Origin of the sequence: Nostoc sp., assembly GCF_036919595.1 — a bacterium.
In the GTDB taxonomy this organism is placed as follows: Bacteria; Cyanobacteriota; Cyanobacteriia; order Cyanobacteriales; family Nostocaceae; genus Nostoc.
This window is the reverse complement of sequence record NZ_JBALCO010000130.1, coordinates 32835-52537: the sequence shown is the minus strand read 5'-3', so window position 1 is coordinate 52537 and position 19703 is coordinate 32835. Positions and strand designations below refer to the sequence as shown.

The 19703-nt window shown below is 40.7% G+C and carries 21 protein-coding genes; 11 read left to right on the top strand and 10 right to left on the bottom strand.

Features of this window, described 5'->3' with window-relative positions:
• Positions 1–417: 417 nt before the first annotated feature.
• Positions 418–1905 carry a helix-turn-helix domain-containing protein gene (locus tag V7K21_RS19685; protein WP_335176937.1) on the top strand — a complete coding sequence of 496 codons (1488 nt, stop codon included), beginning with the start codon at positions 418–420 and terminating at the stop codon, positions 1903–1905.
• Between the two features lie 365 nt (positions 1906–2270).
• On the opposite strand, the gene aqpZ is transcribed toward V7K21_RS19685, so the two are convergent.
• From aqpZ to V7K21_RS19665, 4 genes are all read right to left on the bottom strand, one after another.
• A complete protein-coding gene (gene aqpZ / locus V7K21_RS19680; RefSeq protein WP_335176936.1) occupies positions 2271–2969 on the bottom strand; it encodes an aquaporin Z in 699 nt (232 codons plus the stop codon).
• 219 nt (positions 2970–3188) lie between these two features.
• A complete protein-coding gene (locus tag V7K21_RS19675; protein WP_335176935.1) occupies positions 3189–4907 on the bottom strand; it encodes a PRC-barrel domain-containing protein in 1719 nt (572 codons plus the stop codon).
• 32 nt (positions 4908–4939) lie between these two features.
• Positions 4940–5125 carry a hypothetical protein gene (locus V7K21_RS19670; protein WP_298906380.1) on the bottom strand — a complete coding sequence of 62 codons (186 nt, stop codon included), beginning with the start codon at positions 5123–5125 and terminating at the stop codon, positions 4940–4942.
• 462 nt (positions 5126–5587) lie between these two features.
• Positions 5588–6037 (bottom strand): CAAD domain-containing protein, encoded by a 450-nt coding sequence (locus tag V7K21_RS19665; RefSeq protein ID WP_335176934.1) that lies wholly within the window; start codon positions 6035–6037, stop codon positions 5588–5590.
• Positions 6038–7035: 998 nt separating this feature from the next.
• Here V7K21_RS19665 and V7K21_RS19660 point away from each other — a divergent pair.
• From V7K21_RS19660 to V7K21_RS19635, 6 genes are all read left to right on the top strand, one after another.
• On the top strand, positions 7036–7920 hold the full coding sequence (locus tag V7K21_RS19660) for a DUF2382 domain-containing protein (RefSeq protein ID WP_335176933.1): 885 nt from the start codon (positions 7036–7038) through the stop codon (positions 7918–7920).
• Between the two features lie 344 nt (positions 7921–8264).
• A complete protein-coding gene (locus V7K21_RS19655) occupies positions 8265–8474 on the top strand; it encodes an acetyltransferase (RefSeq protein ID WP_273762480.1) in 210 nt (69 codons plus the stop codon).
• A gap of 242 nt (positions 8475–8716) precedes the next feature.
• On the top strand, positions 8717–9154 hold the full coding sequence (locus tag V7K21_RS19650) for a hypothetical protein (protein ID WP_335176932.1): 438 nt from the start codon (positions 8717–8719) through the stop codon (positions 9152–9154).
• 68 nt (positions 9155–9222) lie between these two features.
• A complete protein-coding gene (locus tag V7K21_RS19645; protein ID WP_335176931.1) occupies positions 9223–9744 on the top strand; it encodes a hypothetical protein in 522 nt (173 codons plus the stop codon).
• A 254-nt stretch (positions 9745–9998) separates the two neighbouring features.
• Entirely contained in the window at positions 9999–10454 is a 456-nt protein-coding gene (locus V7K21_RS19640; RefSeq protein WP_335176930.1) for an acyl-CoA thioesterase, read from the top strand.
• Positions 10455–11604: 1150 nt separating this feature from the next.
• Positions 11605–12402: a sulfite exporter TauE/SafE family protein gene (locus V7K21_RS19635; protein WP_335176929.1), complete on the top strand. Its 798-nt coding sequence runs from the start codon at positions 11605–11607 to the stop codon at positions 12400–12402.
• Positions 12403–12458: 56 nt separating this feature from the next.
• Here V7K21_RS19635 and V7K21_RS19630 read toward each other — a convergent pair whose 3' ends face one another.
• Positions 12459–13121, bottom strand: coding sequence for a cadmium resistance transporter (locus V7K21_RS19630; RefSeq protein ID WP_335176928.1), 663 nt, complete (start codon positions 13119–13121; stop codon positions 12459–12461).
• Between the two features lie 181 nt (positions 13122–13302).
• Here V7K21_RS19630 and V7K21_RS19625 point away from each other — a divergent pair, with 181 nt between their 5' ends.
• Together V7K21_RS19625 and V7K21_RS19620 are read left to right on the top strand one after the other, a co-directional pair.
• The gene (locus V7K21_RS19625) at positions 13303–13674 is read left to right on the top strand and encodes a hypothetical protein (RefSeq protein ID WP_335176927.1); all 372 of its coding nucleotides are present in this window, start codon (positions 13303–13305) and stop codon (positions 13672–13674) included.
• The gene (locus V7K21_RS19620; protein ID WP_335176926.1) at positions 13671–14381 is read left to right on the top strand and encodes a cadmium resistance transporter; all 711 of its coding nucleotides are present in this window, start codon (positions 13671–13673) and stop codon (positions 14379–14381) included. Before V7K21_RS19625 ends, V7K21_RS19620 begins: the two co-directional genes overlap by 4 nt.
• A 115-nt stretch (positions 14382–14496) precedes the next feature.
• On the opposite strand, the gene V7K21_RS19615 is transcribed toward V7K21_RS19620, so the two are convergent.
• The 4 genes from V7K21_RS19615 to V7K21_RS19600 all read right to left on the bottom strand — a co-directional run bounded on the left by V7K21_RS19615 (position 14497) and on the right by V7K21_RS19600 (position 16877).
• Positions 14497–14799: a hypothetical protein gene (locus V7K21_RS19615; RefSeq protein ID WP_335176940.1), complete on the bottom strand. Its 303-nt coding sequence runs from the start codon at positions 14797–14799 to the stop codon at positions 14497–14499.
• A gap of 26 nt (positions 14800–14825) precedes the next feature.
• Positions 14826–14948: a hypothetical protein gene (locus tag V7K21_RS19610; RefSeq protein ID WP_335176925.1), complete on the bottom strand. Its 123-nt coding sequence runs from the start codon at positions 14946–14948 to the stop codon at positions 14826–14828.
• A gap of 492 nt (positions 14949–15440) precedes the next feature.
• A complete protein-coding gene (cysK, locus tag V7K21_RS19605) occupies positions 15441–16403 on the bottom strand; it encodes a cysteine synthase A (protein WP_335176924.1) in 963 nt (320 codons plus the stop codon).
• A gap of 18 nt (positions 16404–16421) precedes the next feature.
• A complete protein-coding gene (locus V7K21_RS19600; RefSeq protein WP_335176923.1) occupies positions 16422–16877 on the bottom strand; it encodes an RrF2 family transcriptional regulator in 456 nt (151 codons plus the stop codon).
• Positions 16878–17118: 241 nt separating this feature from the next.
• On the opposite strand from V7K21_RS19600, the gene cysE reads away from it, so the two are divergent.
• Both cysE and V7K21_RS19590 read left to right on the top strand, forming a co-directional pair.
• Positions 17119–17847, top strand: a complete 729-nt coding sequence (gene cysE / locus V7K21_RS19595; protein ID WP_442948902.1) for a serine O-acetyltransferase — start codon at positions 17119–17121, stop codon at positions 17845–17847.
• 178 nt (positions 17848–18025) lie between these two features.
• Complete coding sequence (locus V7K21_RS19590; RefSeq protein WP_335142755.1) at positions 18026–18616, top strand: Crp/Fnr family transcriptional regulator; 591 nt, start codon at positions 18026–18028, stop codon at positions 18614–18616.
• A 363-nt stretch (positions 18617–18979) separates the two neighbouring features.
• On the opposite strand, the gene V7K21_RS19585 is transcribed toward V7K21_RS19590, so the two are convergent.
• Entirely contained in the window at positions 18980–19621 is a 642-nt protein-coding gene (locus V7K21_RS19585) for an NIL domain-containing protein (RefSeq protein WP_335176922.1), read from the bottom strand.
• Positions 19622–19703 lie beyond the last annotated feature (82 nt).

The window sequence follows — 19703 nt, the reverse complement described above, 5'->3', positions numbered from 1 at the left end:
CCATGCGATAGAGGAACTGGTACTCAACGCCAGCCACTTAATTTTTCCATTATCAATACTGCTTAATTCTTAACCGAAAAGTATTGAGGCAGCACTTTGCCGTATTAAGTGAGAATAGACTTGTGCTTGTAGTCAGGACTTTAATCCTCGATTTAGGAACTGAAGTTCCCACTCCAAACTGAGCGATGCCTGCGGCGGGCTACGCCTACGCACACTTGCCGTATTAGGTGAGAATAAACTTGTGCTCGTAGTCAGGACTTTAATCCTCGATTTGGGGACTTCAGTCCCCACTTCAAACTGGATATCATATAACTAATCCTACTGCGGCGTGCCACTACTGGATGAAGTTATATTCCAACAGTTTTCACAGTTATTGTCTACCATTTTTACCTACGTGAGCAGTGGATTTTTAAAGAAATGAAAGAGTTAGTAAAAACGTTACATAGTAAATTTTCGCATCTAATTCAGCAGGTGATAGGAATTACCCTTTCCCGTAATCCAAATCCAAAGGAAATTAATGTTGCTGAAGGTGAAGAAATTGTAGAAGACCAGACTACTAAATTAGAAAAGCAAATTACTTTTCAGACATCTTCTAAGAAAGATGAGCAAAAGTTACTATTAAATAAGCAGTATCTAGCTGAACCCCGACAATTCAAAAAAGCTTCCTTATTTCCTGATCAGACTAGTATTGCTGCGTTGTCGTTAGTTTTGCATGGAGTTGCTGAAGTCTTATCTCAAAAAATGAATCTATCATGGAAAACTGAAACAAGCAGTACTTTCAGCTATGAAAAAGAAGTTGAAAGTGGAAAAGGAAAAATCTTTTACTATGTAACAGATAATCCCGAAACCTCACAACCAGAAACTCTGGCTGAAGAGGCTGCTTTAGTTGTTATAGATCAATTTGACCCAAGGGCGTGTGCAATTCACCTAATTTATTGTGCTTTAGTAGCCAGCTTAGATAAACCTTGGTCAGGCAATTTTATTATAGATGAGAGGCAACTACTTGAATACACAGGGCTTGTTAAACGCAGGGACTTATGCAAGCATGAAAAATTGAGTATTTTGTACCACTTGTTACGACAACCCGCTCAGGTACTAGCCTGTATTGCATGGCCTAAACAAGGGAAAGTAGGAGCTTTTACTGTTGCTGATTTAAAGATTTGGGACGTTAGCATAATACGAGATTTTGAAACAGATAAAGTTGGCAATAGCAAGCTAGTAGGTTTAAAGGTGATAGGTCAAGCTGGAGTATGGACAAAATACTTCCTCAATAAATCAAAATATCATTACCATACTGGAATTATTACCAAGAAAACCGTACAGAAACTATTTAGCATTGGGAAACAAAATGCTGGCGCGGCTAGAATATTAGTTTGGCTAACCTTCCAAATCCAGCCGGAATTCCAGGATTGTGTAATGGGCAAGACTTTGATGGAGATTGCTTACAGTGCAGATAAAGTGTCAACAGCAGAGCAAGACAGACAACTCAGACGGCAAATGGCTGATGACTTTGAAACTGACTTGAAAGTTGTAAAAGAAGCAGGATGGCAAGCAGAACTTGAAACAGGCCCAGCTTGGTTAACAAGCAGCAAAAGCACTAAAAGACCTATAGGTTACTGGAGTGAAATACTGAATTCTAAATGGCGTTTTCATCTACCAGTAGAAGTACAGGAACGCTTGACTATGGACTCAAATCAGCTAAGTGTAAACAATATCCAGCCTATATCAGGTAATGTGATCAGAGAAGCTAGAAAAGCAAAAGGCTGGTCTAGGGCATTTTTCGCTACAACGATGGGGAAAAGCGTTTCCTGGGTTGATGCAGTCGAGACGGGTACACGTAAGGTTTCTCAGAAGGACTTGCCTAAGTTGTTCAACACACTGGAATTAAACCTTAACAGGTATTGATTTCAACTAAAATTGAATAATTGGATGAATTTTATACTTCCAATGGTTATTTTGCCAAGTTGTTGTATTAATAAATACTTGCTTACTAAATGATTGATGCAGACAGCAACGAGAGCATTTAACCGAAATCCTCTTGAGATATTTCAAGAAAATAAATTATGGTGCGGAATAATCACACTATGATAACAAAAGTTGCTTTTGTTATCAATATTAGCGATCGCCGATCGCTCGTGTTTTGCGCGACCTAATAAAATTGCATTGCTCCTGTCCCAAGCGCATTATAGAGATTGAAAAGAAAAAAACAATAAATGAAAGTTAAATAAATACCGAAGGGTAGGCTGGAAATTTATTTAGTGGTAAGTAGCTTAGATGTCCGGTTTTTGCAACCATCGGGCAAACATACCTGCCAAAACTCCACCGAAAATTGGGAACACGATGAAAATCCAAAGGTCGGCCAATGCCCAATCGCGAGTAAAGATAGCTGTGGCTAGCGATCGCACGGGATTGACGCTGGCATTTGTCACCGGAATCAGGATCAGATGCGCCAAGGTCAGCCCCAAACCGATGGGGATGGGTGCAGACAGCTTGAGAGCGCGAGAAGATGTAACGCTCAAAATCAGCAGCACAAAACCACAGGTAACAATGAATTCGGCTAATGCACAAGCCCACCAGCTATAGTTACCAGGGGAGTGAATTCCCACCCCATTAGAACCAAAGTTAGCTGTTGTAAACTCAGGCTTGCCCATACAAATCAAAAACAGGATAGTACTCCCCCAAATTCCGCCGAGAATCTGACTCCCTATATAGGGTAAAACGTCTTTGGAAGAAAACTGCTTGGCTACCCAAAAACCAATTGTGACTGCGGGGTTGATGTGACATCCGCTAATAGAACCGAAGGTATAGGCAGCAGTCAACAAACTTAAGCCAAAAGCGATCGCCACTCCAGTAACTCCAACCCAAGGTACTGCACCAGAGATCACCGCAGTACCCACGCCCATCAGAACCAACCAAGCTGTACCTAGAGCTTCCGCCAAACATCGTTTTGCTAATGAGTAACGATTCACGATCAATACCTTCGTCAAAAAAAGAGGCAGAGGAAGGAGAAGGCCGATGTAGTAGAGTTATTGTCTTGGGCAACGTATTCCCGAAAATTGCCCATGTTTGACAAAAAGCGCACTCTAGATGATGCCTGTTACCGCAAATAAACGCGACAACGGCAGCAGCAATTGAACCGGATAAAGTACAAGATACGAAAAAATGCCCAAAGGCATTAAAGTCGGGCATTAGTTAACTGTGATTGATTTGGCTTCAAGTTGCGATCGCTCATTATCGTGATGCGATAGGGCCGCCATTCCATATTCTTGGGCACGTAGCTCTTGATCAGATATTTCTGGCTCTTTAATATAGACCGAACTCAGTAAGATATTCAGGACTCCACCTTCTTCAGCCTGACGCACAGCGCAATGTGTAATCAATTCGCCCACATTCAGAATCACGTTGTCTTCTGGATCAAGAATGACGCGGGTAACAGGACGACCCAGTGCAAGTTCAATTCGTTGCTTCCTCATCGCCCGTGTGCTGCGTCTTTGTAACATTTCTACCTTCTGTTTCAAGGCTTGCCAGAAAGTGTTGAGGTTCTCTTGGGCGACACTTGCCCCCTGGCGCAGTTGAACTTTGGTTTCTAACCATGTGTCACTTGTGGTAGAACGAACTGCGGTTGCCAGAGCCAGACCAGCAGCGTTGAGTAATTCTGCTTGTTTGCCGTAAGTCTGGGCACGAGCAAGGACAGATTCAGTTACAATCTGCCCAGATGCCGCAATAATTAAGCCATCTTCAGCACGCACCGTTTGCAGGACTCTGCGCCCTCTTGCCTGCTGCATCGCCTGTGCTGCCAGCCCATTAACGGAGTGACGTAGGTTAGCAGCACTGCTTATCGTTGCGCTCCTAATTCGATTGCTAGTAGATTCTGTTGCTGCTTGCAAATTGCGGCTGATGTTTACAGTTAGACTGCCACCCGTGGCTCGATAGAGTTCATCAAGGATACCTAAGCGCTCGGCCGCTTCTGCATCGACTAGCGTGACTGACTGCCCCTCTAGTAGCAGTACACTACCGTCTGGAGTTAGCACATCTCGCTCAACATGCTTGCCAATCACATATACTTTTTGCTCGGCAGGGTCAACCAAATTGTTTGTCAGGGAGGCAGCTGCATCTCGATTCAGGTCTTGCAGTTTGCTGCTAGTAGCATCAGTTGCGGCTTGCAGTTGCTCACCTGCATTCTGGCTGGCTGATTGTAGCCTGCGGTTCACGTTCTCTACTGAGTTTTGCAGTTGCTCACCTGCATTCTGGCTGGCTGACTGTAGCCTGCGATTCACGTTCTCTACTGAGCTTTGTAGTTGCTCACCTGCATTCTGGCTGGCTAACTGTAGCCTGCGGTTAGCCGTTTGAGCCGATTCTTGCAACCTGTCTTCAGTTGCTTGGACGGCTCCCCGGATACCACCGACCTGTTCTTCCATCATCTGAGCAGTTTCTGGAGGCACAAAGGCAACATCGTCACCAATTATCAGTGCTTCGGGAGCAGGAACGAATGATCGCCCTGAGTAAGCATCGGCAAATACACCGCCAGAAACTTCGTATCCTTCCACCCGTCCACTATGTTCATCAAAGAACAAATCCACCAGTCCACCAAGATAAAGTCCCTCAGTGGTCAGAATTCTTGTTCCTCTTAATACGATATTCTGGTGCAGAATCTCTTTAATTGCAGGCACACGATGTGCTTTAACAACAGATTCTTTCGATTTAACTATGATCGCATCTGACCCAATCGCTTGCACCTCTTGTATGGGAATAACTTTTGCATCCTTAAACAGTCCCTTCTCTTCAACCAGGAAACCCAAAAGTTGATTGCGTTTGTGATCAAAAATTAAATCTAGAATTCGCTGAATTTTCTGACCCTTGTCAGAGGTGACGACTACTTTATCGAGCACATCACTACCTTTACGCATTTATCTATCCCTTGCAGTTATTATTAATTGGGTTATTTAGTGACTTGTTCGTTGGTTGGCTGAATTTTTAGCTGAAAATATCGTCCCTCTCTGCCAAAACCGGGAACGATGTCAATAACGCCAAAGTATTCCATAAATACCCCAAAAATGGCGACAAGGATGATGAGAACGGTAATGTTTGCTCCAGTATTAGAGCGCTGTCCTACGAGTCTAGGCATTTTTTCCTCTTATTTTTGTTGTTTTTTTATCGCCAAGCTTGCTGTAAAAATCAGATAAAGTTGTTTACATCTTTATTAATTTGGCTTATATATCTATCTCCAGCCATCTGCCATCGTTTAGTTTATTCTTGAAAAATAAATAAATTCCACAAAAAATATGGGCATTTGATTATTTGCATTTCCATAATTTATTTTAATTAGCGCTAGTCATGATGATGGGGCGACTTAGTTTAACGCACACCCCTATATATCTATACAATGAGCAAGTAAAACTCGGCTTTTTATTTGAACATAAATATTTCAATACACATATATGGCAGCCTTATCTGATTTTTGAAAATTCGCGGTGTCCAGATACCCGACTTTGTAAAATAAGTCGGGTATCTAACTTTTCACGAATGATTTAGAATTGCTATATATGGCGAAAAAAACTTTTTTATTCGCCATATATTGTAGTTAGCTCTAAGTCTGGGATTCTTGTATGCCTAGAATTTGTTTTTTAAGCAAACGAATTTCTCCTACTAATTCTTGCCGAGTAGAATCTTTGAGCAAATAGCGAAAAGTAAACCAAATTGTGTAACCCAGTCCAATGAACTGTAGAATTGGAGAAACTAATGGAATACCGTTTATTGCGTTCAGTACTGCTAGAAATATTCTCAGTGTCGTAACCACTATTACAAGCAAAGCAAAGCTAATAATTGGTAGTTTGTATTCTTGATAAAAATTACCTATGTACTCAGGTAGTTGTGCCAAAAATGTAGAAATCTGTCTGCCAATTCTTTGCCATTGTTCTTCAGGTTCTGAGGCAGGCGGTAACATTGGCAAGTTTCCAGCCTGTGAACCTTTAAGTGCTTCTATCCGGTTTTGGGAGGCAGCATCGACGTATTGCTGTTGCTCTAATTCGGTTTCCATAATTTTCTCCTAATTTTCTGCAATGAGAACAGTTTTAAAGTTTAGGCTTTGTTGTTATCAACTTTGGCAACGGTTGCTTTAACAACTACATTTTTAACGCCTTTTATTTCCTGAACTATGAACTTTTGACTCTACACAGTGAGTTAAACAGTTTCATGGCGGCAATCAACAATGATAACAGTAAAGTCTTCACTGTTGTCATCAAAACTCACTGTTTGATGAACTCCTTAGTTGTCACCTGCGGAGGCATCATCAATAATAAAATTCTCAATTACTCGCTGTTTGAGAATCGCTTTCGCACGCTTACTCTCAATACTACTAGTTTTAATTGTTACTAAGTAATTATCTCGATTGAAGCGATCGCTTAATTTATTAGGGCTTTAATAATATTAAGGCATTTTTATATTAGTTTCTCATCAATCTTTTGGAGTAAGTTTTTTTTCAAGAGTGAGATTAAGGTTTTAACTCAAACAATAAGGGCTAAAAAAATATCATAATATTTGATTCAAATGTAAGGTTATAATAAATTTAAATAGCTTAAAATTCTGAATATATATGAATTTGACTGAGTTTTGATCTGACATTTCCGGCTAGAAACTAGTCACAAAAATGCTAGAACCTAGTCACAAAAACATTAACAATACACGTGTCCTGGTTTATGAATATTACCTTATAGAGTTTACTGTTGCGAGGTCGTGAACAAGGTTTAAATCCTACTTTGTTAAGTGGCTTATTTTCATCCAGGGTTAAATATCCGGCTGAAAAGTGCTGCCAGACTACCTTCAGTAAAAATTAGGTTATAATTGATTTCATCATTAGAGTCACAAAAGTTAAGATATTGAAATAAGACTTCTTCATGATGCAAGTAAAACTAGACTGAATTACTACTTTTTGTTAAAATTCAACATGATTTAACTCAATCTTTGGAAAGAAGATTTATCTAAATTGAATGTGCTAAATTCTAAAAAAGAAACAGTACGTTATTAAGGAATAGAATAATGCCACTCCAAAAAATAAGTGAATTTGATACAGACTACCGGGATGCTATTCAAGGTAACGACATCAAAGGAATGGATGTATATGTTCAGGGAACTGATGAGAAGATTGGCACTGTAAGTGATGCTGTAGTAGACGAACAAGGAGCATTCCGCTATTTAATTATTGACTTAGGCCTTTGGATTTTTGGCAAGAAAGTATTACTACCAGTAGGGAAATCGCGTATTGACTCTAGAGCAAACCGTGTATATGCCGTTGGGCTGACAAAAGAGCAAGCAGAAAATTTGCCTGAATATCAAGAACATACAGCGCTTGATTACGACTATGAAGAACGGGTGCGTGGAGGATATCGTACACCGTCTGTAGGAAGTTCAGCTGCGGTAGCATCGACAGATGGTCGTACTGCTCCCACTTATGATCGCAATAACTACACATATGCAAACGACGCTGATCTATATGATGTCAATGCTCATGATGACCAAACCTTCAAACTCTACGAAGAAAGGCTAGTTGCCAACAAACAACGCCGTAAAACTGGAGAAGTGACAATTGGCAAGCACGTTGAAACAGAAACTGTAAGAGTTTCTGTTCCAGTGGAAAGAGAGCGAGTCGTAATTGAGCGAGTTACTCCTCAAGATGCAGGCAAAGTTGTGTCTGCTGAAACAGCTAACTTCGGCGAGGGCGAGGTAGCACGTATAGAACTCTATGAAGAAGTTGCTGATGTCCAGAAAGAAGCTTTTGTGCGCGAAGAAGTCAGAGTCCAAAAAGTTGTAGAACGAGAGACCGTTGAAGTTCAAGAGACGATTCGACGTGAAGAGTTAGACGTTGATGCTGAGGGTCGTACTATTGAGGAAAAAACTGGTAAGTTGCCCAAAGACCGTATTTAAGAAGACTACTTTTAGCCTTCATCCCTTGTCAGATAGCACAGAGATTCCAGGCTGAGTCTGGCTGGAATCTCTTCAAGGGTTTTCGGCATTTTTGTGAGCGAGCAAATGTATTTGCTTTCTGTATGCGTTCGCAAGAGTTGTAGAGATCCCCAATTAGATTTAATCTACCGATTTAGCTACAGGAGAGACTTCTTCAAACCAGAAAGCGTCAAGTCTGCGTTGGCTGAACTTGTCGGCACGTTCTTTCTGACGCTTAGGGTGGTACACCTTATGCTGTTAGGCTGAGACTATTAAAAAGAATGCATGAGTAAGTTAAACCTCAAACCTCAAACTTAAGTTTTGCCATGTTACTACAAGAAAAAGAGAGCGGCAATTTAGTAGAAATCCTCGACATTGAGGCACTGTTTAGCCCGAAAGAAACTACTGTTAAAGGCCAATATCAGGTGGGAGAAGAAGAACAAGACCCAGAATCTTTTGAGAAAGGCAAATTAAATTTTCCTTCTGGTGAGAGCTTGCCACAATGTTGGATAGATACAAATTACAAAAGTGCTTGAACATCTACTTAAAATTTATGCCATGTATGTTGCATCTTAAGCTAGAGCTTATTCAAGCAATTACTCAAACGTCTATAGCAGTTTTAAATGATTTATGAACTTTTCTGTTTCTCCTGTTCTCTTCTCTAACGAGATGCTCTGCGTTCAAGTAGAGAAGGCTGTTTGATAATTTTCATAACTCAAATAGGATTGCTATAGGCTGGGATTGTAGAACTTCCAACTTATTTTTTTAGGAGACAAGTGTGAATATGATTCAACAGTTTCGCAAAATTTTAATGGCTTTAGTCTTGGCTTTAGTACTAACAACAACAGCCGCTTGTAGTGGTACGGTTCAAGCTAAACAACCAACTCAATTACCACCCGGAATCAGTCGTAGTGGTGACTATGCCTTGTTAGAGCGTGGTAACAGCGTACAAGGTCAGGATTTTGGTAACTGGGTTATCGGTACAGCAAAGGGAATTGTCCAAGATGCTTATGTCCGTGATAACAACAAGTTAGGTGTCGTGATTACGCCTCAAGTTCGTCCGACGGAAGTGCGACCATTAGCAAAATCCTTACTCCAAGGTTTCCACAAAAACTTCCCTAATCAAGACTTAACAGTTTTGATGTATGCACCAGACAAAAAACTGATTTTAACGGGTCAGTATGATGTGCAATCATCTCAAATTGAGTATAAATAATTAACTCAATTTTCCGAAGTCAAAAAGCTGATTTCCGTTGATTTGAACTAAAAAAGGAGAAAATTAAAATGAGCAGCAGTGACAAGTATAAACGCGAAATTCTGAATGAGTTGGCGCATGGTAATACAGAATCTTTAGATGATGTTTCATCTGACCCAAGTAAGGAATACCAAAGTTTTGATGATTTTGCTCAACGCTCATCCCACGAAGAACGTCGTCAATTATTTGGTCGGTCTTTCAACCATGACAGCATTCCTCCTACTCAGATGGAGCCAGAATTGCAGAAGGCGATCGCTCAGATTAAACCTAACGAGCGGGATGATGTGGCAGGGTCATTTTTCAAGCACTTGAAGCAAAGAGGTCTAGATGAGCGCCATCTAGAGAAAGACTTGGGACTTTCTTCCCATAATCCTAAGCACATAAATGCAGATGACCTGAGCAAACTGGCATCTTTCACTTATCACAATCATCCTGATATCTTCCGAGAAGTGATGGCTGAACAACCAGCGCTGATTAAGTTTCTCAGTAATCCAGTTGTAGGAGCAGCTTTAGGAGCGATCGCAGCTAAATGGTTTGGTGGTCGGAAATAAGCGATCGTCTTAGGTAAATATATCCTGAGATGGATGCTCAAAAGATTAAGGACAATCCCCAAAAAGTTATGCTTTGGGGAATTGTCTTGCTTAAGCGCGGCAAGATTTGAGTGAGGAGATGAACTAAACCATTGACTCTTTATTAGCAGTCCGGGATAACAGGCAATTAATAATTACCCATCCTTATAAGATGGAAAAGTTTTTACTATTTTAAAGACTAAGCAATCTTAAAAAAGAATTTATTGAGAGAAATAATGCTAGTAAATAACAATTTGCATAGACCATTAGAAGTAGTATTAGCAATTCCTGTAAGAACATACGACATTGACTTTATGGGAATTGTAAGTAATATTGTGTATATTAGATGGCTAGAGGATTTACGTTTAAAGTTTTTAGATGAACATTGGCAATTAAATAAACAAATTGATCAAGGATATGCACCTATTTTAGCTGCAACTGAAATTGAATATAAACGTCCGATAAAGATTATTGATAAAGTGATTGGACGTTTATGGATGAGTAATTTAGGACGGTTAAAGTGGACTGTGCAAGCTGAAATTTTATCTAACAATGAGTTAGCAGCAGTAGCTACCCAAAAGGGCGCTTTTGTAAGTTTGCAAAATAATCGTCTTATTCCTATTCCAGAGGAATTACAGAATAAATATTTAGAGTATAAACCAGGTATTCAGAACACAATACAGTTCAGTTAAAGATAAGACTTACCCAAAATTAAGAAAAAACGATTGCATTATCGCTTTTATCCCCTCAAAATCGCTAAATTAGCCGTCAAAGGGCTTTTGGCATAGCAGCAGCGAAGAAACCAAGGTCAGTCAGATAACTGGTACTTAGAAAAAGTTATCTATGACACAATACAGTTCAGCTAAAGATAATTGTCGGTTGGGTTGAACGTAGACAAAGGAGGCGGCTTAAGGCAGGCTAGTGAAATCCAAAAAATGTCCATCCAAGGGACTTCCAGTTAAAAAAATATCCTATCGTAGGGGCGCAAGGCTTTGCGCCCCTATAAATGTACAAATAATTTTGGATAATTTATTTTTTGTCACACCATTTCTTTGTGAGGCTGCGCCAAATTTTCTTGACTTCTTATTTCTTTTTTTGTGTTCTACCCTGCGAGAAGCCACTTTGTGTCTATCCGTCCTTTGCGGTTCGTTCCTCATTTCATTAGGCGCATCTTCATACAGAATTGGTATCAGTCCCTAAGTTGGGTTTCTTTCCTGAAAGCCTAAGTTCTGTTATCCTTATCGTTATTAAATTTTAGGTATTTTTTTTAACAACCAGTTCTCAGAAGTTTAATCGGCTGCTGTGTATTATCCAGAGAATCTAGCGATATACAACGCGAATACGCTAGACGTTTTATCATGCTTACAAGTAAAATACGGTAAGTGCATCGCCTTACGGGCTTTTACATGTAAAACCACAAAAAACCAGTTAGAAGTTGAGTTTAGCAGAGCAACTGATCCCTAAGCAGTTATCAAAGTCTGTTTCGGCTAAATGCCAGTTGTCATGCTTCCAAAAACTTTCAGACAGGTTTTAAGTTGTCCAGAAATCCTCTGCCCTAACTTTTAGCTGGATAACCTTTGTGTCACTCATCCCTTGAGAAACACAATAATTTGCCATCACTAGCTCTATCTACCACTGAGCTATAGTTTGGCACAGTTGCTGCTCTCTAGCAGTGAAGCTTTAGCTGACTTTCAGTTCTAGCTGCTCGTAATTAAGTCAGTGAACAGTTATCAAGGCTTCGTTTGGGATTTAAACCCTGACCTACGCTGCTCACTTTATAGAAGTGGGAGACTCAACAGGACTTTGATAACTGATAACTGATTGTTGAAACCTCAGAAGAGTATGCACTATTTATTACTACCGTTCTTAAGCTTTTTTGTTGGCATCATCGTTGGTTTGACGGGAATTGGCGGAGCCTCTCTCATCACCCCAATGTTGATTTTTGTTTTTCAGGTTCCGCCTTCCATCGCTGTGAGTTCTGATGTTGTAGCTGCCACATTGATGAAGATTGTTGGTAGCGTCAAACATTGGGAACAGAAAACCCTTGACATAGAAGTTGTCAAATGGCTGGCATTTGGGAGTGTTCCAGGCTCACTGTTCGGGGTGGGGATTTTGCACTTCATTAAACGTACAGGTGAGTATAACCTAGATAACATCTTGTTCCGTTTGCTTGGCGGGATGATTTTGCTAGTCACAGTATTAGCACTAGTGCAATTGTTGTTATTGACTTTTTTCCCCAAATTTAATTTACCCGAACTGCCAAAGTTAGACTTAGAAACTAATTTGGGTCGTATCCTGACAATCACTTTGGGAGCAATTTTAGGCTGTCTGGTTGGCCTAACTAGCGTCTCCTCAGGTTCAATGTTTGCCCTAGTGCTGATTGGGTTTTTCCGCCTTGATGCACGGAAGTTAGTGGGTACAGATATTTCACACGCAGCAATTTTACTGCTGTTTACAGCCCTCGGTCATCTCAGCCTGGGAACAGTTGATTGGAGTTTGGTAGTGCCTATATGGTTAGGCTCTGTTCCAGGAGTGTTACTAGGCGCTAAAATTTGCCAGGTAGCTCCACAACGCCCACTACGGTTTATCATTTATGCCATCTTGATGATGGTGAGTTGGAAATTAGTTCATCAGGTATGACAAATTTTAGATTTTAGATTGGGGTTGAAAATCCAGCATTCAACATCCAACATTGATTAACTTCTCAGCCAAGGTAGTAGAGTGAATGTACCTCGTTCATAGATAATGAACAGACCTAAGCCAATTAATACAAAAGGTACAACAGCTTTACCGTAGCGATTTAAAATATAAGCAATGGTAGGTTGACGGCTTAAAAAATAGGCGATCGCACACCACACCCCTACCATGACAAAAAATATACTTAGAATTACTCCCAAGCTGGCAAGATCATGACCAGCGAATAAAGGGATATATATACTAAGATTGTCACCACCATTAGCAATAGTTACTGCTGCAACTTTATAGGTTTGGGGATGCAAAACACTCAAAATAAAAGCCAATACGGGGTTAGTAGATGTAGACTGACTAAAATCACTACTGACTGTCTGAACTGTTATAGTTTCTTCTTTTCTATATATTAATTGTTGAATCCCGATTGCTATTGGTAGCAGTCCTAGCAATCCTATCCATTCTCGCTGTATAATCAATCCACCAAAAAATCCTGGTAAGCTAACGATGATAATGGCTGTAAAACCCAGATATTGACCGAGTAAGATATGCCGTCGTCGAAAATTAACATCTACCTGTGAAAAAAATATTAACAAGATAATAATGTCATCTATGTTAGTGGCTATGAAAGCAATTATTCCTTCACTGAAGGTTGTCCCTAGCTTACTCATGCTGGATTTTTAGAACCGATGATTTATGACCATACCAAATTAACTAATTACTAATTCGTAATTCGTAATGACGCTTGCAGACTCCCTAACGTCATTATCAATTATGAATTATTTTAACCTTCTGGCACAACTAAGTTTTAAAATACACACAGTAGTTATTCTCATAGAGAAGATTTTGTCAATGCCTAGACTTACAGTTCCACCTAATTTCATTGGTACTTCCAGTATCGATACTTTAGTCGCAGAAGAGTCAAATGCATCTGTGGCGATTGGTATTGATATTTTAAATCTAGGTGAGATTAGTACATTTTCAGGAAACGACAGTATTACTGGTACAGCTACTGGTACTGCTACGTTTAGCAAATTTAGCAAAGCTGGTACTGGCATCGGCATCCAGAATATTAAAAAAACTATTATCACTACTGGTGAAAACACCGACAGGATTACGGGTTCTGCAAACAGCTTGGAAGCAAACACCCTAGGCTATGGCATCTTCAATGACGGCATCATTGATACTGGTAATGGCCATTTCTATATTTATCTTAAAATATGAACGAGTTAGTTACTGCAATTACTACAGGGGCGATCGCGTTCATTGCCACTAACATTGATGATATTGTCATTCTATTGTTGTTTTTTTCTCAAATAAATGCTAACTTTCGCCCCCGGCATATAGTTGCTGGTCAGTTTCTAGGTTTTACGCTTCTGTTAATCCTTAGTCTTTCTGGTTTATTTGGTGGGTTAGTTTTATCACAAAGCTGGATTGGATTACTCGGTTTACTACCAATGTCCATAGGTATCGGTAGCTTAGTGAATCGGGAAGAAGATTCATCAAAAGAAGTTGTAGCTGCAACAGAAGAAACTGAAGCATCAACAGTTACTAGTTTTTTTTCTCCCCAAGCTTATAGTGTGGCAGCCGTTACAATTGCCAATGGCAGCGATAATATTAGTGTCTACGTGCCTTTATTTGCAAACAGCAACTTAGAGAGTTTTGTGATAATTATCGGATTATTTTTTCTATTGTTAGGAGTTTGGTGCTACGCTGCATACAAATTAACTAACAACAGAGTCATAGCTGATGTATTGACTCGCTACGTTAATAACCTTGTACCTTTTGTTCTTATAGGATTAGGCGCTTTTATTGTATTAAAAAGTGGCGCTTTGAGCTTAATCAAGCTAGCTGCTAGTTGTTTCTGTTTGATGATTTTGGTGAAAAATAATGAAAGTACCAATGAAATTGGCGAAAATTCTAGTAAATAACCAAGCCAATTTGAGATTTTGATTTAAATGCGTTTCCCTTGAGTGACAAATTCCTCGACTACAGGCTTATCAACGCATACTTGAGCTTCAGTTTTCAACATCCATTCAGTAACGGTCACATACTGCCCTCAGTTTTCAACATCCATTCAGTAACGGTCACATACTGCCCTTTAGTCCTAAATTTTCCTACCTTTTCCTTGAGAACTAAACCAGCACCTAAAAGGCTTAAGGCAACTAAACCCCAAGCAAAACTTGGTTCAGGAATGGTAATTGGTTGTGATGCGGCGATGAAGTTAACATCTACATTGTCATCAACAACTTGCAGAACACTTTCTTGATTGAATTGTTGAGTGTATTTACTAATAATGTCGTAGATTGAGTTTTTGTTTTGCTGCGTATCATTAAAAAACAAGGAGATGCTCTTAGACCAAAGAATAAACTTTCTTAGATCAGAGAAGCAGCATCTGCTCTGAAGGTAGTAAATGAAATCCCGATAGACAGCACTGCACCTGTCGCTACGGTCATAGCAATTTCGGTGAAAATGTTCTTCACTATTGCATTAGGCATTGGTTATTTTTCAGAAAAGCGAGATGTAAAGATATAGGAATATATTTGAATAATTAATTGTGCTTCTTGACAAAGCACAACTTTTCAAATTTGTATTAATTGACTAAATTCATTTTTGTTGCATTCAGTACTTTTACCATATCATTACCTTTTTCTGCAACGTCAGACTTCTAGGGAGAATGGTAAATTTTACTTAGCACCTATCTAGATGGTACGCTCGTTAAGCACAAGTGACGATTTTGCAAAGGTTTCAACTCTTTAATCACAGAGAGTTAGGAAGTGCCGATCGCTTTGTTGGACTTTAAGGTTTGCTTAAATTCCCAACTTCGGTGTCATTCATTTTCCCAAGCCCTAGTCAATTAAAGATTTTATCTTAACGAGCGTGCCATTCAGGCAAAATCTTTTGTTAACGGTAGGTAAACTTTCACCACATACCAGATAATTTATTTTTGTCAGTCCCTAAAATCTAAAATCTAAAATTGGTATGCAAAATCAAACTTTACTCAACCACTCATTCTCCTCTGGATCTTTGAACAGTGAGGTACTGAGGTAGCGTTCGCCGAAGCTAGGCTGGATCATGACGATTAAGCGACCTGCATTTTCTGGTCGCTGTGCCACTTGAATAGCCGCGTATAAAGCAGCGCCAGTAGAAATGCCAGATAGCAATCCTTCTTCTTTTGCTAGACGACGGCTGTAAGCGATCGCCTCCTCATCCGCTACCTGAATCACTTCATCTACCAGTTCTGAACGGTAAATTGCTGGGACAAATCCCGCGCCGATCCCCTGAATTTTGTGAGGCCCCGATTTACCACCGACTAATACTGGGCTGTTGCTTGGCTCAACAGCGATCGCTTTAAAACTCGGCTTCCGCCCTTTAATAACTTCTGCAACTCCGGTAATTGTCCCACCAGTACCCACTCCTGCCACAAGAATATCTACCTGTCCATCGGTATCATCCCAAATTTCTTCTGCTGTGGTTTGGGTGTGAACTTTCGTGTTAGCGGGGTTGCGAAACTGCTGCAACATATAAGCATTGGGCGTTTGAGCTAAAATCTGCTCTGCACGACCGATCGCTCCTCGCATCCCTTCTACCCCTGGCGTTAACTCTAGTTGAGCGCCATAAGCTTTGAGCATGGATCGTCTTTCCTGGCTCATTGTGTCAGGCATCGTTAGAATGAGATGATAACCCTTAGCGGCTGCCACCATCGCCAGCGCAATTCCTGTATTCCCAGAAGTCGGCTCTACTAAAACGGTTTTTCCAGGGTGAATCAAGCCATCTTCTTCCGCCGCTTCCACCATACTCGCGCCAATCCGGTCTTTCACAGAAGATGCTGGATTCATGCTTTCTAGCTTCACCACAATCTGAGCAACCGCTCCTGAAGCTTGGGGAATCTTGTTTAATTGAACTAAAGGAGTTCGTCCGATTAACTCTGTGATATCTTTGGCTATCCGCATGTGAGTACTCCGTCGTGTCTAAATATAATACATTGGACTTTGCTGGGCGCGAGTTTCTCTTTCCTGGCACAAGTCTTGGAGTGTATAGCGACCCAAAACTTCAGTTGAGGCAGCGTTGGCTTGCTCCCAAACTTCATAAACTAGAGTCTTTTCCAGAGTGGAAGAGTCAGAGGTATCTTTCTCTTTCCGCTCGCCTTCGACCAAAGTGACAATTTCAAGTATTGTAATCTGCCAAGGTTCACGAACTAAAACGAAACCTCCTTTGGAGCCGCGTTGACTCTGCACCACACCAGCACGCCGGAGGTTCGTCAAAATTTGTTCCAAATAGCGTTCAGGTATGGGTTGCTTGGCAGTTATTTCGCTCATGGTTAGAGGAAGTTTTTTTCCGTGGTGGCTTGCCAGTTCTAAGAGTGCCAGCAGCGCGTATTCCACTTTGGAAGACAGATCCAAGAGAGCGTAGTTTTGGCTATTCAAGACTGTACTCTACATACTACGGTGATTTTAGGGACTTATCGCAGTTTATGCGAAATTAATTTTTCTCAAAGTGTGGAATGTGATAGCATCCCACTTATTACCCACAAAAACACTGTACCCTATCGACTTACCGTAGATTATTATCTCACACAATTCTCATGAATGACTTGATCTTTTAGTGGGAATTATCCTGAGTTTCTGTTTTCAGAGCCTCACTTACCAACGAAAATCTCAACTGAGTATGCTACTAACTGATTTGCGAACCATTTTTGAGCGTGATCCAGCAGCCCGTAACTGGCTAGAAGTATTGTTCTGTTATCCTGGACTTCATGCCCTAGTGTTTCATCGATTGGCACACTGGCTGCATAAAATGGGAATCCCCTTCATCCCTCGGTTTATCTCTCATATTAGTCGGTTTTTAACCGGAATTGAAATCCATCCTGGGGCATTAATTGGTCAGGGAGTGTTTATTGACCACGGAATGGGAGTAGTGATTGGTGAGACAGCGATCGTGGGCGACTATGCCCTAATTTATCAAGGCGTCACCCTTGGCGGGACGGGGAAAGAAAGCGGCAAACGCCATCCAACTTTAGGCTCTCATGTAGTTGTGGGAACGGGTGCGAAGGTTTTAGGAAATATTCAAATTGGCGATCGCGTCCGGATTGGAGCCGGTTCTGTGGTGCTGAGAGATGTGCCCAGTAACACTACTGTAGTTGGGATTCCAGGGCGTGTGACTCGTCAGAACAACTTACCTACCAGTGTTCTGGATCATGATAAAGTTCGTGACGTAGAAGCTGAAGTAATCCGCGCTCTATTTGAACGCGTCAAGGCTTTAGAGAAAGAGTTTGAGCAGCTAGAAGATCAATCAAGTTTCTCCCCAACTGAGCTTGGCGACCAACAAATTGACAACCCTAAGAGCAAAAATTCTGATGGGATAATTGAAGATTTTCTTGATGGTGCGGGAATTTAATTTAAAGCATTGGGCAAGTGGCGTCATGGGGCATTATTTAGTTATTCTTTCTCCCCCTGCTCCCCTTGCCCCTCTGCCCCTCATCTCCCCACTCCCTTCTTTAAAATACTCATAAGCTTTTAGAACCTGATATAAATATATAATACTACGGTTAATTTATCGGAAAATAGTGTTACATATGGTGTCTTTGTACACAAGCTTTCCTAGCTTGAACAGTAATAATACTAAGCAAGTTTTTGCCCGTCGGTCATTCCTGCCAGAGCATCAAAACGGACTTTGGAAAATTGAAACGGGTTTTGTCAGGACTTTTACCTATCTGGAAGATGGTACAACCGTCGCTCTGGGATTGTGGGGCCCTGGAGATATCGTTGGTAAGGCTTTGTCAAAATTAGAACCTTATCAGATGGAATGCTTAACTAAAGTGGAAGCGACGGTCTTACGTTTAGAGGAATGGACTCAACTAACAGAAACTCTACTTGCTCATATCCAACAGGCTCAAGAATTAATGGTTATTCGTAGCCATAAAAAAGTGGATAATATGCTCATCAAGCTATTGGCATGGTTATCCAAAAAGTTTGGTTCAGAAGTTGAGAAGGGGCGTTTAATAGATATGCGTCTGACTCATGAAGACCTGGCGGAAATGCTCGGTTCAACTCGTGTGACCATCACTCGTGTTCTTGGGCAGTTTGAGCAAGAAGGCTTGATTGATCGTCTTTCCCTGCATCGAATTGTGGTGCGAGAAGAAGAAATTTGGTACTACGAAATTTAGATTATTTCAGCAAACCCAGCCATCGCCGTCAGCATAATTCATAATGACTTTACTAATAAATTCGATGGCTACAACAAATATTGATGCTAAGTTTTTTGTTTTCCATGAATTAATTCAGGAATCATTCGTCAGATGCCATTTATAAAGTAAAAATAAAATTACTATAAGGGAGTAGTAGGGGCGCAAGGTCTTGCGCCTCTACAAATGTAAAAATAATTTTGGATAATTTATTTTTTGTCATTCCCTAAAGCTGTAACACACCCTAACTTTTGATTTACTTTATACATGGTTTCTGAACAACGAGATCCTCAACTTATCTAACAAGTCATGGATCTGAGAATTGCGATAATTTTAATTATTCAGTTAGCGATCGCTATAAACGCTAGACAAATCCAGCCAAATTGGTAACCCCAGTTTTTCCAAATAACTCAGGCTAGAGTAGAGTTGCTTTGTTCTCCCCCACAAATCCAAGTCAAACCAGCCGTCATCTTGCGTATCGGGTTGAAGTCTAGCACTGGTGATGTTGACTGTTAGTCCATAACGAGAAACTAACTCGGAAATCACTGGTTCCTCATAGTAAGATTTGAAGACGCACAGTTGCAGGCGCAATCGATTGGTTTGACCTGTAGAAATCCATTGCTGGAATTGTTCTTGCCATTGATTTGTCAGCCATGCAGAGTCTTTGGGACTCATGCTAGCTGGATTTGGGAAAGGTAGAGAGTGCTGGTTGGGTTGAACGTTGTTAGCGATCGCTAGTTGCAGCAAATTCACTCCCAATCCTTGCAAGTAAGATAGGCTATTTGTCAGTTTTTGGGGATTTCCCGAAAGTTCCAAATCAAACCAGCCATCGTTGTCACTATCTGATGTCAGGGATGCAGCTTTGATATTGACGGTTAAACCATAACGAGACACCAGTCGAGAAATTACAGGTTGGCTATGATATCGCTGAGGCACGAGAATTCGGCTGTGGACTGAAGCGGGTTCTACAGATTTTGTGAGAGACATCAAATTAATTCCCAATAGCGATGTCTACGGTGGGCTGGTCTACGCAATTTTTGGTTTCGGTAGAGAATCTTGCTGATGCCGT